Source organism: Pedobacter sp. 01T416_2, from assembly GCF_056398925.1.
The window spans coordinates 1-17,854 of sequence record NZ_JBFTQI010000023.1; the positions used below are offsets into that span (position 1 = coordinate 1).

Annotated in this window: 10 protein-coding genes; 1 reads left to right on the forward strand and 9 read right to left on the reverse strand. The window is 41.7% G+C overall.

Annotation, left to right across the window (positions count from 1 at the left end):
* The 8 genes from AC1DPQ_RS02140 to AC1DPQ_RS02175 all read right to left on the reverse strand — a co-directional run.
* On the reverse strand, window positions 1-2,579 hold a 2,579-nt coding region (locus AC1DPQ_RS02140), incomplete at its 3' end, for a SusC/RagA family TonB-linked outer membrane protein (protein ID WP_477607728.1).
* Window positions 2,580-2,788: 209 nt separating this feature from the next.
* Window positions 2,789-3,892, reverse strand: a complete 1,104-nt coding sequence (locus tag AC1DPQ_RS02145; protein WP_477582252.1) for a FecR family protein — start codon at window positions 3,890-3,892, stop codon at window positions 2,789-2,791.
* A 176-nt stretch (window positions 3,893-4,068) separates the two neighbouring features.
* Complete coding sequence (locus tag AC1DPQ_RS02150; RefSeq protein ID WP_477582254.1) at window positions 4,069-4,668, reverse strand: RNA polymerase sigma factor; 600 nt, start codon at window positions 4,666-4,668, stop codon at window positions 4,069-4,071.
* A 233-nt stretch (window positions 4,669-4,901) separates the two neighbouring features.
* On the reverse strand, window positions 4,902-6,416 hold the full coding sequence (locus AC1DPQ_RS02155) for a glycoside hydrolase family 32 protein (protein WP_477582255.1): 1,515 nt from the start codon (window positions 6,414-6,416) through the stop codon (window positions 4,902-4,904).
* Window positions 6,417-6,677: 261 nt separating this feature from the next.
* Complete coding sequence (locus AC1DPQ_RS02160) at window positions 6,678-8,396, reverse strand: RagB/SusD family nutrient uptake outer membrane protein (RefSeq protein WP_477607730.1); 1,719 nt, start codon at window positions 8,394-8,396, stop codon at window positions 6,678-6,680.
* A 19-nt stretch (window positions 8,397-8,415) separates the two neighbouring features.
* Window positions 8,416-11,496, reverse strand: a complete 3,081-nt coding sequence (locus AC1DPQ_RS02165) for a SusC/RagA family TonB-linked outer membrane protein (protein WP_477607732.1) — start codon at window positions 11,494-11,496, stop codon at window positions 8,416-8,418.
* Between the two features lie 32 nt (window positions 11,497-11,528).
* The gene (locus AC1DPQ_RS02170; RefSeq protein ID WP_477584996.1) at window positions 11,529-12,419 is read right to left on the reverse strand and encodes a carbohydrate kinase family protein; all 891 of its coding nucleotides are present in this window, start codon (window positions 12,417-12,419) and stop codon (window positions 11,529-11,531) included.
* 21 nt (window positions 12,420-12,440) lie between these two features.
* Window positions 12,441-13,772: a sugar porter family MFS transporter gene (locus tag AC1DPQ_RS02175; RefSeq protein WP_477607734.1), complete on the reverse strand. Its 1,332-nt coding sequence runs from the start codon at window positions 13,770-13,772 to the stop codon at window positions 12,441-12,443.
* Window positions 13,773-14,108: 336 nt separating this feature from the next.
* Between AC1DPQ_RS02175 and AC1DPQ_RS02180 the strand changes: the two genes are divergently transcribed.
* A complete protein-coding gene (locus AC1DPQ_RS02180; RefSeq protein WP_477579939.1) occupies window positions 14,109-16,883 on the forward strand; it encodes a substrate-binding domain-containing protein in 2,775 nt (924 codons plus the stop codon).
* Between the two features lie 465 nt (window positions 16,884-17,348).
* On the opposite strand, the gene AC1DPQ_RS02185 is transcribed toward AC1DPQ_RS02180, so the two are convergent.
* A partial coding sequence (locus tag AC1DPQ_RS02185; RefSeq protein WP_477607736.1) for a sulfatase/phosphatase domain-containing protein occupies window positions 17,349-17,854 on the reverse strand: 506 nt, incomplete at its 5' end.

A 17,854-nucleotide genomic window follows, 5' to 3' on the forward strand; every position in this document is an offset into this window, starting at 1 on the left:
GGTTCAGATAGTATGGTATAACCCAGGTCGAATTGCAATCCCCTATTTTGAATTTTACCTAAATTTTCGGTATACGAAGGGAAACCGGTACTAGGTGCCAGCGAAACTGTAGTCAGCGCATTTTGAGTTACTTCATTATAAAATTCTGCATTAAAAGTCAAACGGTTATCCAGAAATGATGAAGCAATACCAATGTTTGACTTCAGTACTTGTTGCCAGCTCAGGTTGGGATTGCCAAGTGCGCCGGGAAAAGCCCCTACTTCGCCGAAATAACCAGTTGATGTACCTAAATTGTACCTGAACTGTGCGGCGTAAGGATCTTGTACAGATGTACCTGTAGAACCATAGCTGCCACGAATCCTCAGCAAGTTGATTGTTTTGCTATCTTTAAGAAATTTCTCATTATTGATGTTCCATCCTAAACCTGCAGACCAGAAATTGCCAAATTTATTATTCTCTCCATAAGCAGAAGAGCCATCTCTAGTATAAGTAAAATCGGTAAAATACCGGTTATCATAAGAGTAATTTGCACTCCCTGTATAGGAAAGATTGTTTATTGTACTTTCAGTTCCGGTAGGCCTGCTGTTTAAATACTGCGCAGCAAACAAGATGTTGTCCAGACGATCGAAAGGGAAACCCTGCGTAGATACATTATATGAATTTAAGCTTGTGCTGGCAAGCCTGAATCCTGCATATACAGTAATGCCGTGCTTTCCAAAATTCTGATTGTAGTTCACAGAACCTGTTCCGTCCATCGTAAAGGCCTCACTGTTGTCTTTCGAATAGGTACCTCGCGCACTTAAATCTGCAATACCATTGAAACGGCTGTCTAATGCGGAATAGAAATTATCTATTGTTCCGTTTACTTTTGTGATTCCCAGTGCACCATTAAACCATAATGATTTACTAAAGTCGTAACGTACAGTGGTATTGTTTCTTAAATTAAAATTCTTATTTCTGTTGTTAATGGTATTATAATTAATATCCATCAATGGGTTTAAGACCACAGAACTTCCTACACCGAAGCCCAAATCGATGTTTTCCAGGTACTTGTTTACATTACCGTTTTCATCGTAAGGTTTCCAGTATGGATTCAGATCCAGGTACTGACTAAATTCCCCATAAGGCGAATCATTAGAAATGACCTGAGTTGCAATTGTATTGTTTTGGAACGTTAATTTATTGGTTTTATAACTCAGTGTAAAACTTCCCGAATAATTTTTCCTGTCCTGCTCCTTCATTACTCCCTGTAAAAAATTCCCACTAAAAGTAAGGTTGAAAGTTAAAGACTGGTCGCCCCCACGTAATGACAGGTTGGTTCTGTTGTTGATTCCTGTTTGAACGGGAATAGATTTCCAGTCTGTATTAACACCGCTCACCACTGCTTTATATCGTTCGGCATTAATGGCTTGCCCTCTATAACTGTTGAGAAAACCGACACGACGTTCAAAGTCTAACTTTTCTTCCGCATTCAGCATATGGTAAACAGAAAGATCAGGAGATGATAAAGTGAAGTTATTGGTTATGGAAACTTCTACTTTTCCTCTTGGTGGCAGGATCGTTGTAACTACCATCACACCATTACCTCCGCGAGAGCCATACATTGCAGTGGCCGAAGCATCCTTTAATAAAGTTACCGAGGCAATCTGATTCATATCCAGGTCTACGATTGCCTGTAAAGAAACCTGAAATCCATCAAGAATGAATAATGGTGTATTTGGGTTTCCAACAAGCTCCGAACCCAGGGTTGGATAAGACGTTTGCCCACGCATGGTCACTTCCGGAAGCGCGTTGATATTCCCGCCTATCTTGTTGTTGGGAATCATTCTGAAAGATGGATCAAGGGCAGCAATGCCGGCAAAAATATTTACCGGACTCACCGCCTTAAGCTCGGCAGCAGTTATGGTTTTGGCAGCCCCGGTATAGGTACTTACCTTCCGGTCAACCATCCCTGTAATCACCGTCTCATTTAGCGTAACCTGATTCTCCTCCATGTAAATGGTATAATTCGAATTAGGTGAGATGGGCACATCAACGGTTTTATAACCTACAAATCTGAACTCCAAGGAGGTTGCACCTGCTGAAATACTGATGGTAAATTTTCCATTCTTATCCGTCTGAACGGCAGACTTTGTTCCCTTAATCGATACTGTAACGCCCGGGATGGGCTTGCGTTCTTTGGCATCGCCTACAAAACCGGAAATAACCTCCTGCCTGGCCAGTTCACTTGCTTTGATGACCACAGTCTTGTTATGGATAACAAAATCAAGGTTTTGCGCTGCAAAAATCTGGGTAAGTACAGCAGACAATTCTGCATCTTTAACATTGATGGTCACTGGCGACGAATTTTCCAACAAATTGTCCGTATAAAAAAAATTGTAACCTGTCTGTTGGTTAAGCGCTTTGAAGACAGATCGGAGTGAAGCATTCGACTTGGTTAAAGTCACTTTTTGGGCAAAGCTCGACCCACTCACCTGCAAAAAGCACGCTATTATAATTACGATGGTTAAGCGCATAGTTAGCAATAATTTAAGGTACAGCCGTTTAGGCATACCAAATTTCCTTGAATTTTGATACATTAGTAGTCGGTTTGGTTAAGCAGCCTCTTTTGCGTTGGACCGTACGGAGGACTGCGGTTATTAGTTTGATTTTTAATTGAATGTTCCAAACTTTTGCCAGGTCCTGATGGCTAATCGGGGCCTGGTTTCGTTTAACATGTCTTGAGTTAGTGTAATCTTTTTTTCATTTGTTGGTTTAAGGTTAGTATTCTATTAATAGTTTAGTTTGTTTATTTTGATACATAGACTGTTCGCCCTTTTAAATCGAAACGAGCTTCCCCTGTTGATTCTACGATTTCAAGTACTTTTGACAGTTTATCAAATCTTGAAACTTTGCCGCTGAAACGCTGGGTGGTTTTTTCACCGATGTAAACAACCTCCAAATTATACCAGCGACTGATCATTTTCATGATTGTTTCGATGTTTTCACTTTCGATTACAAATTCATTATTTTTCCAGGCAACAGCCAGATCGGTATCCGTTTCAATAATCTTTATTTTGCCAGCGGATAGCCTTGCTTGTTGCCCTGGTCTTAGCAATTTGTAGTTACCCGATGCTGAGAGCTTCACGCTTCCTTCCAGTAAGGTGGTTTTTTCCACTTCATCATCGGCATAACTGCTGATGTTGAAATGAGTTCCCAATACTTCTACTTCCTGCCGATTTGTTTTTACAATAAATGGGTGTTGCTTATCCTTCGCTACTTCAAAATATCCTTCACCGCTGAGGTTAACTATCCGTTTTCCATTTTCAATGAGGGAGGTGGTATAGGTGAGGCTGGAAGCGGCATTTAAATATACTAGCGATCCGTCAGGCAACCGTACCTGATAGGTTTCTCCACGGGCGGTAGACAGGGTATTGGAAGCATTTGGATCCGAAACCTTTTCACTAACCTGGTACACCAGTTTGCCGTCGCCTGATTTAGTGATGACTATTCCTGATTCCCTTCCTATTTCACCTTTAGACGCATTTGCTAAGCTGACCTTCCTGCCATTTGCCAGGGTAAGTGTAGCACCATAGCCCCCTGACTTGATATCATATAAAGTAACTTTGGGAACAGTGGCAACCTTTTCCGGTTGGTTATTGAAAAAATAAACACCCAGGTACACTACAGCTAAAACAGCAGCAATTTGTAACCAGAGTTTAAGTATTTTATTTTTACCTTCAGGTACGGCTTGTGCTGATTCATGAATCTGAACGAACAGATCCCGGTCTACCTTAGCCAGTACCCCAGCAATGGCAGGATCAGTTTCATAACGTTCGTCCTCAATTTCTAAAGCGCCGATAATGAGATCTTTCAACACTTCCTGATCTTCATCAAGTTGAAAATAACTCATCAGCCGCTGTGTTTCTTCAAGACTACAGCTATTATTAAGGTATTTTTTGAAGAGAATATGGAGTTGATCGGATGGCTTCAAGGTTCAATTTTTACAGCTAATACGGAGCTAAGCAAAAATATCCTTAGTCAGTTAATAAAAAATTAACAATTAATTTCCAAAAATAACGATCAGGATCAAAAGCCTTTGAATAAAATACCTAAAACTATGGAAATGGTAAGTGTAGGAGAATCTCTAAAATACGTTTTAAGAAACCTATTGGCTTGCAGCATATGGCTACTGATGGTTTTGGCACTAATGCCCATAATCTCCTCTACTTCTTTATAAGATTTACCCTCTAATTTGCAGAGTGTAAATACCATTTTACGCTGAGGGGGCATAAGGTTTATAGCGTTCTGCAATTTTTGAGCATCTTCTTTACTCAGCATATCTTCTTCAACATGAAGATAAAGCTCTGAACTTGAAGCAACTATTTTAGTCAGTAAACGTTTGTCTTTTGCCACTTTCCGAAAATAATCATGCACCAGGTTCTCCGCTATGCGAAAGAGGTAAGATTTAAAAGACTTTTCGGGATCAATCTGTGTCCGCACTTCCCATATTTTAAAAAAAAGCTCCTGCAGCATTTCTTTTACCAGGTCGTCAGATTTGAGAAGTTTGAATAAATTTCCGGCGATCCGGAATTTATAGTTATTGTATAGTATTTCAAATGCACGCTCATCACCGTTTTTCAATTGAAGCAATAAAGACTTTTCATCCGTGTGATTAATGTTGATCATTCGTCCGACAAATATACATTAACTTAAAAATACAAGGTAATAATAATTTCGGGGAAACGCCATTGGCCTATATTTCAATGAATACTTACAGGATATTTATTTGCCAGGGTTTTGGTGATTAAAGTTTTATTATAAGAGGTTGTATCATAAAGGCGATTTCACTTCAAATGCTGTCATGTTGCCCTTCGACAGGTTCAGGATGACAAATCTATATTTAAGATACAACCCTTATACTATTTTGATTGCTTCTGGTTAATCTTTGACAGAGAAAGACTGGTTAACTTACTAACGGCTTTACTTTGAATCTTGATTGTTTCAATAGAACTACTTGGAAAGAAGATATCTGTCATCACAGTTAATCCGTTATCGGCAAAAAGTTCTATGGATGCTACATCCAGGATCAAGCTAATATGGATTTCCTTATTGGCCAGTAACCTGGGCGCACGATGTTTTTTGGCAAATCCTTTTTCAAATAATGTTTCGCCAGATAGTGTCCGGTCGATAAAGTAACTGTTGTTCTTTTTGTCATAGCCTATAATCAGCTTTTGTCCGTTAACGTTCGATAATATAATATTAAAGTCGTTGGTATTTTCAAGGCTAAGATCGAGTTTGAACTTTCCATCCAGAGGCTTGGCATATGCAGAAAGATCAATCTCCTTATCAATAGTAACAGGTCCTTTCTTATAAACAGGCTTTAATGATGGCGAAATTTCCTTTACAGGTAACGAACGAAGATAATACGCTCCATCAACACTTGCGAGCGATAGTTCTCTCGGAAGTGTCATAGCACCACGCCATGCCTTGGTAGGCACCTGGTTGGCATACTGCCAGTTATTCATCCAGCCAAGAAATATCTTCCTGTCGCCGGTGTTAGACCAGGTAACCCCTGCATAATTATCGGTTCCATAATCCACCCATTTCTCTTTTGTAGAATTTGGCACAAATTTATTCCCATCAAAGTTTCCTGTAAAGTACTGGGTTGCAGAACCTCCGTTAGGGCCTCCGGGATTGATGCTAACTAAAAGCACCCATACCGTTTTACCATTGCTTTTGAGTGGGAATAGATCAGGGCATTCCCAAACCCCACCATGGGCGCCCAGGTTGGCACCAAAATCACTTTCGCGTTTCCAGGCTTTAAGATCTGGAGAGGAATAGAAAGTGATTCTGTCCTTTGTTGCTAAAGTCATGATCCATTTTTTGCCTTGTTCATACCACATTACCTTGGGATCCCTGAAATCGCTTATCCCAGGGTTTGGAAGCACAGGATTGCCCTTATATTTAGTCCACGTTTTGCCTTCATCATTACTATAAGCAATACTCTGGTATTGGTGCAGACCGGTCTTAGCCTCTTCAATTTTTTGGTTATGGTGCGTAAATATTGCAACCATAGCATTCGTACCAAATCCTGCAGTATTGTCTTTATCAATTACAATACTTCCGGAAAAAATAGTCCCCAGGCTATCTGGATAAAGTGCTATGGGCTTTTCCTCCCAGTTAACGAAATCTTGAGTTGTGGCATGTCCCCAGTGCATAGGTCCCCAGGTTGTACCTCCGGGATGATACTGAAAGAAAAGATGGTAAACGCCATTATAATACACCATTCCGTTAGGATCATTCATCCAATGTGCCTTTGGTGAGAAATGGAAAGCTGGCCTGTATTTTTCGCCTCCTGTAGATTGGGCATTTGCGCCAATAGAAAGTAGACTGCAAAGTAAAAAGATCGCCGTTCTTATGAATTTGTTTTTCATGATTTATTATTTAATTTTTAGCAAATGAAGCTGTATCAAAAAAGCATTTTCTTGTTTGATTAACAAAATAATATTTAGGAAAGTCGTCATGCTCAGCTTGACTGGGCATCGTAATGCGCTTAATATTTATTTTTCTACGCTTTAAGATTAGCTTCGCTGAGCACTTCGTGGTTCCCACCTGCGTGGGAACCACGAAAATCCCAAATTTAATTCTTTAACAATTCTTAAATTTATCTTTTTGATACAGCCTCTTTTAAAATACTACCATCCATTATTTTGTTTATATACCCCGCTACTAAAGTTAATCTGATTTAATGGAATCGGGAAATATTCATCCCTTCCTGCCGTAAACCTGGCATCTGCGAGGTGGGCAACCCTTGATTTTTCGACCGTAAAATAAGCGTTCATAGTTTGCGCAGCAATCCCCCATCTCACCAAATCAAAAAAGTGATAACCTTCTGTAGCGAACTCAAGTCTTCTCTCAAATCTTAGGGCCTGCCTTGCAAAATCCTGCGTCCAGGTACAATTTACCCCAGGTTGATAAAGCTGAACGTTATAATTTGAAGTTGGGTTTCCCGCGGCATTTTTCAATAGATTACGACTTAGGTTTGCACGGTTTCTAACCTGATTGATCAGCGGAACAGCTTCCAATGGCCGCCCCAGCTCTATCAGCGCTTCTGCTTTCCAAAGCAGCACATCTGAGTAGCGGATGATCTGCCAGTTTTTCGAACTTCCGATAAATGGTGGAACTTTCTGAAAAGAAGCGTCATCTGGAAGTACTGCTTCTTTCATACTGGCAAATGCATCGTAAATAGCTGGTGCTCTTGACCACGAGCGCTGGAATACAAAAGTTGGCTTATATTTAAAAGGCGCACCTGGTTTGGCCACGGTATGATCAAGTCGTGGATCGAATGAACTGCTCTGAAAGTCGAGAGAAGCCGCCGCATCTGTATTGTTGTAGGTGGAAAAAAGAGGCAATCCGTCGGTTCCTGTTTTAAAAGCATTGATCAGGTCATGGCTGGGCACATTAAAACCGCAGCATCCATACTCCTGGTTCATCGGATAGTTAAGCGCATGCCCGTAATCCAGCCTCCCCTTTGGCGTACCATCATCTTTTGAATACTGGATAGCAAAAACAGATTCCGGGCCGTTATCAGAAGCAGATAAAAAGTTGCTGGCGTAATCCGTGCTCAGGCCGAATTTGCCCGATGCGATGACCTCATCACATAATGTATTTATTTCATTTAATTTAGCAGCATCAATACCGCTTACCGCGTTATTTTCGCTTTGGGTATATGCCTGGTACAACAGCACTTTGGCCAGATATGCTTTCGCAGTATTTTTGTTTACCCTGCCCTTATCGTTCTGATCTGTCGGCAGCGCTGTAACGGCCGCTCTGAAATCATCTGCAATCTTCGTCCAAAGCGCATCATTACTCAAGGCCTTGTTGGAAATGGACGGATAGTCGGCCTTTGCCATATTCTCATCGATAAAGGGAACATATTTGAAAAGAATCTTTAACAGAAAATAAAAATGTCCTCTCAAAAAGCGAAGTTCTCCCTGGCGTTGAACCTTGTTTGGATAATCAGTGGCAGACATGGCATTAACTCTTCTCAACGCATCATTAGCTCGACCGACACCGACATACAGCCTGAACCAAAGCTGGTCGATGAGTGCATTATCAGGTCTGTTAAGGGAAAATGTCTCAAACAAATGGAACTCTGACAGATCTCCGGGCCCATCCCCTCCTTTATAGGTGTCTCCTCCACGAACGCTTCCATACGGCCACATACTGGAATATGGAGAAGTATAGTGATCATTTCCAAGTGCAGAATAAGCTGCAATGACCATTTTATCAATATTCTCCGGAGTATTCAGATCATCGCCGGAAACCACGCCCTGTGCTGGCTCATCAAGTGCTTTTTCGCATGAGAAGAATAGGGTAGCAAAGAATGCCAGTGTATATATTAATTTTTTCATCTTTTGATATTATCTAATTTTACAATGTAATATTTACCCCAAGTGTACCAACAACTGGCACAGGAAATCCATAATTGGGAATCTCAGGATCAGTACCGGTAAAAGATTTGCTCTTTATGGTAAACAGGTTACTGCCCTGAACGAATATCCTGAAGTTCTGTATTTTCATATTCAGTGCCTTTTTAAGGTTATAACCAACCTGCAGGTTGCGCAGCTTGAGGTAAGATCCGTTTTCAATAAAGTAAGTAGAGAACCTTCCTTCATTATTGCGGTCTACAAGAGTAAGCGCTGGAATGGTAGAGCCTGGATTTGAAGGACTCCAGGCATCAAGCGTCCTGCTGCCCCAGTTCGTACCTGTCCAAAGCGAAGAAAAATCGGTATAGGTCTTAAAGTCGTTCACCACATCTACATTGATGGCCTGTAGGAAAAAACTCATATCGAAGTTCTTATAGCTAAGGGAAACATTCAGTCCATAAGTGAACTTAGGGCTATTGTCGCCTATAAAGTCACGATCCAGATCGTTAATCACTCCATCGTTGTTTATATCCTTATATTTAATCCTGCCTAATCCTTTTCCAGGCTGACTGGCATAAGCATCCACTTCTGCCTGTGAAGTAAAGAGGCCATCGGCAACATATCCAAAGTACGAGTTTATGGGCCTTCCGAGTACGTTTTTGTCGGTGCCATTGCCGGGATAGGAAGCCAGTACATCTTTAGGCAGATAGGTCACCTTGTTCCTGTAAAGCGAAAAGTTACCCGTCAGGCTGAAACTAAAATCATCACCAATCTTATCTTCATAGGTAAGAATCGCATCAAGCCCTTTGTTCTGGAGCGAAGCCCCATTACTGTAGCTGTTCCCTCCATCTCCAAGCACCGCCAGGTAAGCGGGACTGATTAGAATATCTGAGGTTTTCTTAATAAAATAATCAACAGAACCGGTAAGCTTATTGTTCCATAAACCAAAGTCTAAACCAAAATTCGACTCTCTTAAAGACTCCCATTTCAGATTGTCGTTGCCCTGTTGGATAAGGGTAAAACCAGAGGGCAGCTGACCTGTGCCTGCGCCTGTGATATCATATGCAGTACCTTTATCAAAGTCCCATGTCGGGTCAGTCCCGTAAATAGCAGAGTATAGCGAGCGTGTGGCATTGTTGGGGATTTCCTGGTTTCCAGACCGGCCCCAGCCGTACCTAAGCTTCAGATCAGAAAACAGACCCAGATCCTTTATAAACTTTTCTTCACTCATCCTCCAACCAAGTGAGAAAGCTGGGAAAGTACCGTATCGGTTATCTTTACCAAAACGCGAAGAGCCATCTCTTCTTAAAGTTACAGAGGCAATATAACGGTCGTTGTAACTGTAGTTGACCTTACCGAAATAAGACAACAGTTTGTTTCCCGCGCCACTTCCCCCGTTGAGGGTATTTGAGCTACCTGCATTAAGGTAGGCATAATCAATATTTTCTATCGCAAGCCCTTGTCTGCTTGCAGAAAACTCCTGACTGATGTTCTTTATGTATTCCTGACCGGCAAGTATTTCCAGGTTATGTTTATCCTTGGTGACCTTATAGTTAAGGGTATTCTGCCAGATGATATTCCCCTGATAGGTCTGTGCATTGCTCACCTGGTTTGCAGGATCTGCCAAAAAGCCCGAAACATATGATTTCTTTAACAAACGTTGATAGCTACCGTTATAATCTACACCAAAATTTGTCCTGAAGTTCAATCCAGGAATGATCTGGTAATCCGCATATGCATTTCCAAAGAGCCTATAAAAATTGTAAGCATTCTGCTTGTTGTCTTCTATTAATCTAACCGGATTCTGTCTATCGGTCATTCCTGCTGCAGGGCCTCCCCAGCCTCCGCTTGTGGTATGTACCGGCACAATAGGCTGCTGTACGAGCGAGGCAAATAGGATATCGCTTGTCGGGATCTGGGCATTCTTAATGTAGCTTGCTGAAAAATTCTCCCCGATCTTTAACTTGCCGTCCAGATAATTGTAATCAGAATTGAATCTTGCCGTATATTTCCGGCTTCTTGACTCTTTTACGATACCCTTATTATCATAATAACCCACTGAAAAAAGACTGTTCCCCTTTTCACCGCCATTGGAAAGGGCAGCATCATAGGACTGAATAATCGAATTTTGTGCAATCTCATCAAACCAGTAAGTATCTGCAGCCTTCATGGTCTTTGCCGCATCGATATACTCCGGAAAGATCACACGGTTGAGCACTGGATTGTTAAAGTTATTATTCCAGTCATATTGATAGATCTGGTTATTATTGGGGTTGGCCTTATCGTTTACCGCCGCCTGCCAATAGGCACGGCCTCTTTCTTCGGCATTAAGCGTTTTAAGTTTGGTGGCATAATTCTGAATGGATGTCGAGGCATTGAAGTCGATCTTTGAATAACCTTTCTTGGCCTTTTTTGTAGTGATGATGATTACCCCATTCGCTGCACGTGAGCCATAAATAGTAGCCGAAGACGCATCTTTAAGCACCTGAATAGATTCAATGTCGTTCTGGTTTAACTGTTCCAACCCGTTTTTGGTTGGTACGCCATCGATTACATAAAGCGGGTCGTTATTGCCCAGGGTTCCAATGCCGCGGATTCTTACTGTTGCCTGACCAGTTGGAGAACCGTCGGTGGTAATCAGCACCCCTGGAACCCTTCCCTGAAGAGACTTTACAGCATTACCAGAAGGGATATCCCTGATCTTTGAAACATCAACTACATTGACCGCTCCGGTGATGTCTTTCTTGCGTTCCTTCTGATAACCCGTAACCACGATCTCGTTGAGCTTATTGATCGCGATGTCGAGTTTGACCTTAAGATTGGCCGATTCTGCGGTAATGGGAATGGTCAATGGTTCAGCTCCAATATAAATAAACCTAAGCGACTGACCAGCAGAAGCTTCAATTTTAAAACTACCATTAGCATCTGTAGTCACCGTTTTTTGGGTACCTACGATCACTACGGTTACAGCCTCCAGAGGGATGGATTCATTGTCGGTGACAACGCCGCTGATTACCCTGGTCTGGCCAAATGCCAGGCACGTTACCATACAGGCAAAAAGCCAGGTAAGGAAAATTTTTCTCATAAAAATTCAGRTTTGGTTAGTATTATGTTTAGTTAAAATATTTCATCAATAAATTTTTTGTATTCTTCAATCTCATATTCCGGACAGCCCCCCTTTTTCGTGGCTATAAAAGCGCCCATTCCTATCGCATTTTTTATAATGGTTTTTGGTGCCAGTCCCAATTGATGGCTGGCAATGAAGGCTGCAAGAAATGAATCTCCACTCCCAATGGTATCGTTAACCTTAACTTCGGATCCCCAGGCATGGTAGGATTGATCCAATCTATAATAGGAAGCCCCAAATTCTCCTTTAGTTACGATTACCTCTGGAACATTGAAGCGTTCCTGTATAAAACGGACCTGCTCTTTCTCATTTATGAACCTTCCCCCGAAAAGAATCTGGGCCATATGTAGCTCCGACTCGTTAAATTTTATGATATCAGCCCGTTCCATCAGATTTGCCAACAGGCTCTTATCAAAGAAAGGAGGGCGGAGATTGATATCAAATACCTTTATCGCATCGCTTTCCAGGAATTTGAACAGCGTCTCTCTGGAAAGTGTATTTCTGGAGGCGAGGCTTCCATATACAAAATATGTGGATGACTTCAGTGCGCTATCGATCACGGACTGATGATCGATAAAATCCCATGCCACGGGAAACACGATTTCATAGGAAACCTCATTTCTGATGCCCACACGGGCAATCACTTCACTGGTAGGGTGGATCGTATCGCGCTGAAGGAGGCTTTTGTTAATTTGCCAACCATCAAGCAAACGCTCCAGTTTCACTCCATTTTCATCATCTCCGACTTTACTGATGATACTGCTGGACAGGCCAAGCTTATTGAGGTGATAGGCAACATTTAGCGGTGCACCACCTGGCATGCGCCCATCAGGCAGCACATCCCATAATATTTCGCCAAAGCATATAGCAGGTGTGATCATATTCTTGTCTTTCTTTTTTATTTAGTGCATTACAATTCCGGTTTCTATCTGCTCCAGAGATTTCCCCTTTGTCTCAGGCATCATTTTCCAAACGAATACCAGCTGCAATACCATCATGGCACAGAAAAAGAAAAATATGTTTGCCCCTCCAAATGACTCTGCCAGATAGGGAAAGCAGAATGCAATCAGTGCTGCCATTACCCAGTGAGTAGAACTACCAAGTGTTTGCCCCTTTGCCCTGACCTGATTTGGGAAAATCTCTGAGATGAATACCCAGATAACTGCCCCTTGCGAAAAAGCAAAAAAAGCAATAAAGAGCATTACATAAATCGGAATCTCAAACCCGCTGGATGAACCGCCCAAAAATGCAACTGCAACAAGTCCAAGAGAAACAATCAGTCCGAAAGAACCAATCAGCATCAGTGTTTTTCTCCCAACTTTATCTATAATATTGATTGCAAGAAGCGTAAATATAAAATTGACCATTCCGATACCAACAGTTGATAAAAGTGAAGAATGCGCACCAAGCCCTGCCATTTCAAAAATTCTTGGCGCATAATAAATGATGGCGTTTATGCCGGATACCTGGTTAAAGAAAGCAAACAGCACGGCAAGGATAATTGGCCTGTTGTACTTTCCTGAAAAAAGTCCATCCGAAGATTTATCTCGCTGCATATCCTGACCGGATTTCTGTATAGCGGCGAGCTCATCATCGCAGTTTAGTGGATTTATGATGCGTAGGATTTCCAATGCTTTATCGTACGCACCACGCTTAAGTATAAGCCATCTTGGACTTTCAGGAATAAAGTAGATTAGCACAAGGAATATGATGGATGGAAATGCCTGAACACCAAGCATCCATCTCCAGGATGCCTCTCCTCCCTGGCTTAGCAAATAGTTTGAAAGATAGGATATCAATATTCCCAGTACAACATTGAACTGGAAAAGCCCTACAAGCCGGCCCCTTCTATGTGCCGGAGACACCTCTGAAATATAAATGGGTGCAGTAACGGAAGATATCCCCACACCTAAACCACCCAAAAAGCGGAATGCTAAAAAGATATACCAATTATCTGCCAGCGCGGTACCAAGTGAGGAAAGTAGATATGCTGCAGCTACGAAATAAAGTGTATTTTTTCTTCCGAAATAATCAGAGGGGCGGGATCCTACCAGAGAGCCGATTACCGTACCGATAAGTGCAATAGATATGGTAAGTCCATGCGAAAATGCGGAAAGCTTCCAAAACTGTTGAATGGATTTTTCAGCACCTGATATTACGGCTGTATCGAATCCAAACAGAAAGCCGCCTAGGGCTACGACCATGGACCAAGCCAGGACGGAATGTTTTTTCATAAGGGTTTATTTATTGGTTGAGGATTGCAAGTTGGTCAAAAACAGGAAGGAAGGATAACAAATCTGTTCCAAAAGAATACAATCTTGACACATCAACTAAATGACTGACTAACAGTGAATTAAATTTTATTATTTTTACCTGATCTGATGTGGTTACACTTTTGAAACATCAATATTAAGGTTTTGATGCATCTGCACCTTTCATCCTCCCACTCGCAGCCGAGCGCCAATTCCTTAAAGTTTCAAATTTGATTATCTTTAGAATTATTTTCTTACAAACAGGATCCTAACCAGATACAACCGGTGCCAGGCACTGCCCTTATTAAAATGATAAATATGAGCGCAAGACTTCACTTCCTTCATAGGATACTTATACTGGTCATCCTAACGGCTATTCTTTGTGGCTGTAGCGACAAGAAAAAGGAAGCAAAATATGTTATAGGATTTTCACAATGCGTTGGCTCAGATCTGTGGAGGAGAACCATGCTGGAAGAGATGAAAATGGAGCTTTCGCTGCATCCGGGTGCCACATTGGTATATAGAGATGCAAACAACAGCAATAGAAAACAAATCGCACAGGTAGGGGAACTATTAAAAATGAATATTGACCTGTTGATTATATCCCCTAACGAGGCCCGGCCACTCACTCCAATTGTTGAACAAGCTTATAATAGTGGCATTCCTGTGGTTATTATCGATAGGAAAACATCATCTTCCGCTTATACCGCTTATGTCGGTGCAGACAACTATCAGATTGGCAAGATGGCCGGGCAATATGTATCCGGTCTGCTTAAAGGGAAAGGAAATATTCTGGAAATCATGGGACTTCCCGGCTCCTCTCCCACAATAGAGCGCCAGAGAGGATTTGCCGAAGGGCTCCAAAAATCCGCTGATATTCGAATTTCGAATCAGATCTATGGCGATTGGTTAAAATCGCACGCTATTGATGAACTGCTGAAAATGAAGGAGACATTGCGTACCACAGACCTAATTTTTGCTCACAATGACCAGATGGCTTCTGCAGCCAGGGAAGCGTTAGATAAACTCGGAATAAAAAGGAAGGTGGCCATTATAGGTATAGATGCGCTACCTGGACAAGGGGGTGGCCTCCAGATGATTGATGGCAAAGTGATAGATGCCAGCATGCTTTATCCAACGGGAGGCAAAGAGGCAATTTCCACAGCATTCCGTATCCTTGGAAAAGAATCCATCCTCAAAGAAAATATCCTTCAGTCTGTGGTCATAGATTCATCGAATGTTCAGCTCATGAAACTGCAGTGGAACAAATTTAGCAGCCAGCAGAGAGATATTGAGCGGCAACAATCACTCCTGGCTGAACAACGTTCTTTGTTTGACAATCAACAGCTTACATTAAACATCACTGTGGTTACCCTGGTGCTCTCTGTGGTTTTTGGGGGACTTGCTTTTTTCTCCCTACTGGAAAACAGGAAGATCAACAAAAACCTGGAGGCGAATAACCTGGAAATCCTTAACCAGCGTAATAAGCTTATTGAGATGTCTGAAAAGGCTAAAGAAGCGACAGAGGCCAAACTGAACTTCTTCACCAATATATCTCATGAATTCCGCACCCCCCTTACCCTGATACTCTCTCCCCTGGAAGATCTGCTTAATAATGAAAAAATTAATACCCTTGCAGGAAAAAACCTAAAACTGATCAATAAAAATGTTTTTCGCCTGCTGCGCCTGATCAACCAGCTCATTGAGTACAGGAAGATTGAGTATGGTAAGATGCGCATAAGATCGACATCTAACAATATTATAGATTTCATTGCAGACATCATTGAGACCTTTCAGCTCGCTGCAAAAAAACAGAACATAGACCTCAGACTTTTCACTAAAGAATCGGATATAACAGTATGGTTTGACGTGAACATGTTCGATAAGGTAATCTTCAACCTGATATCTAACGCATTAAAATTTACTCCAGCCAATGGAACGGTTCACGTTACAGTGAGTAAAGACGATGCTCATATCTCTATCAAAGTGGAAGACAATGGACCTGGAATGGATCGGGAAGAAATCCTCCATATATTTGAACATTTTTATCAGGCAGACTCGAACGCAAGAAAAGGATCTGGATTGGGCCTTTCCCTTTCGAAGGAACTGATGAATCTTTTACATGGAGACCTAACCGTAGAAAGCCGGAAATGGCAGGGTACTATATTTACCGTCACCCTCCCCCTTGGGTCATCACACCTTCGGGAAGAAGAGAAGTACACCCAACAGGCGGAAAGAGAAGAACTTTATGAAAATGCGAAAATCTATACGAGCGAACTAGAGCATCTCAATAGAGAAAAGAATCATGATTTGTTGCGTGAATTAAAAGAACGGTCGGTATTGATAATCGAAGACAATGCAGACCTTCTGCATTATCTGGCTGAGAAACTTGATGAGGAATACGAGGTATTTATTGCAAATACTGGAGAGAGCGGGATCACTTCTGCCTACGAGCAAGTCCCAGATCTGATTATCTGCGATGTGGTACTTCCAGATCTTTCAGGGAAGAAAATTACAGAGAAGCTCAAATCCGACATTCGTACATCTCATATCCCCATCATCCTGCTCACCGCACAGGGCAGTGTAGAACAGCAGATCAATGGTTTCGAGAGTATGGCAGATGCCTATATCGTAAAACCTTTCAATTATGAATATTTACTGGCTACTGTGCGGAACCTGATGAAAAACAGACTCCTGCTAAAGTCTCATTACACAAGCGACATCAGCTCTGGAAACAGGCAACCTATTTCAAAAAGCCTGGATAAAAAATTTGTAAATGATTTTTCCGGTCTCGTGGAGCAGAACTTAAGCAATGAAAACTTCAGTGTAGAGGAGATCAGTAAAGCCCTGGGAGTTTCAAGGGTACAGTTATACAGAAAAGTAAAGGCCTTGCTCGATTGCAGTGTAACAGATTACATCATAAACAGAAGACTAAAAAAGGCAAAATTTCTATTGATCAATGAAAGGTATACAATCGCAGAAATCACCTATATGGTCGGATTCTCTTCACCAAATTACTTTTCGACGGTATTCAAATCGAAATATGGCATGAGACCAAGTGAGTTTAAGAGAAACCAATCCCCAACCCAATAGCTAAATTTGAAAATGTGTTGCATTTCACTTACAGACTTAGAGCCTGTTTAAATTTTATTATAAATTATTAGTATGCCAGTCTGTCCAAAGGACTCCTGTGGAGAGCGTAGTCGAAGACCCGTTTTTCGATACATTAAAAGCAATCGACTCCGCTACCATTGACAGACCTCCATAGAAAGGTCGTCATTGCGAGGCACGAAGCAATCTTAATGCGCACACTAGTAGCGATCGTTGTAAGATTGCTTCGTCGRCTGAAAAAGCCTTCTCGCAATGACGATTCCTCGCAGCTTACAATACGCTAAAAATCCTTATATCATTTATATTGATTTTTATACAATAAATTACCCCCCAGTGTGACAAAAACGTTAGATAAGTAAAATAATTGTATCAAACTTAAACAAGCTCTTAAACTATTTTAACTATAACCGTTAGTTCCAGATCGAAAATAGATGGAGAATACTGCCTTTATTTTACCGTCCAATAAGGCGAATCTGTTCTGGCGGTTGAAAGATAATCTTCAATTTTCTTTACAATATCAGGATGGGCAGCAGCCACGTCATTGGTTTCGCCAATATCCGTATTAATGTCGTAAAGTTCGAGTTTATGATGTCTTTTCACCCCTTTCCACCGACCATAACGCACGCCCTGCTCAAAGCCCAATTCAAAAAACTCCCAGTATAGAAAGCGGTCAGTTTTAACCTTGCTGCCCTTAATAACCGGGTATATACTAGTGCCGTCTGTACGGAATCCAGTTGTTTTACCGGCAATCTCTCCAAAAGTTGGCATGATATCAGGGAAATACCCTGGTACATCACTTGTTTTCGGCGCATTTTTAATAAAGGGCGCCCATGCGATAAACGGAATCCTGATCCCTCCATCGTACATATCCCTTTTGTACCCTTTAAGTTTACCGTTCGAATCAAAGAATTCGGATACCGCTTTCAGCTGACTGGTCGGCTCCGACCTTGGGC

Coding starts and splice junctions, on each gene's coding strand:
- AC1DPQ_RS02145 (WP_477582252.1), bottom strand. CDS start 3,892: ATGAGTTATTTTCAACTTGATGAAGATCAGGAAGTGTTGAAAGATCTC.
- AC1DPQ_RS02150 (WP_477582254.1), bottom strand. CDS start 4,668: ATGATCAACATTAATCACACGGATGAAAAGTCTTTATTGCTTCAATTG.
- AC1DPQ_RS02155 (WP_477582255.1), bottom strand. CDS start 6,416: ATGAAAAACAAATTCATAAGAACGGCGATCTTTTTACTTTGCAGTCTA.
- AC1DPQ_RS02160 (WP_477607730.1), bottom strand. CDS start 8,396: ATGAAAAAATTAATATATACACTGGCATTCTTTGCTACCCTATTCTTC.
- AC1DPQ_RS02165 (WP_477607732.1), bottom strand. CDS start 11,496: ATGAGAAAAATTTTCCTTACCTGGCTTTTTGCCTGTATGGTAACGTGC.
- AC1DPQ_RS02170 (WP_477584996.1), bottom strand. CDS start 12,419: ATGATCACACCTGCTATATGCTTTGGCGAAATATTATGGGATGTGCTG.
- AC1DPQ_RS02175 (WP_477607734.1), bottom strand. CDS start 13,772: ATGAAAAAACATTCCGTCCTGGCTTGGTCCATGGTCGTAGCCCTAGGC.
- AC1DPQ_RS02180 (WP_477579939.1), top strand. CDS start 14,109: ATGAGCGCAAGACTTCACTTCCTTCATAGGATACTTATACTGGTCATC.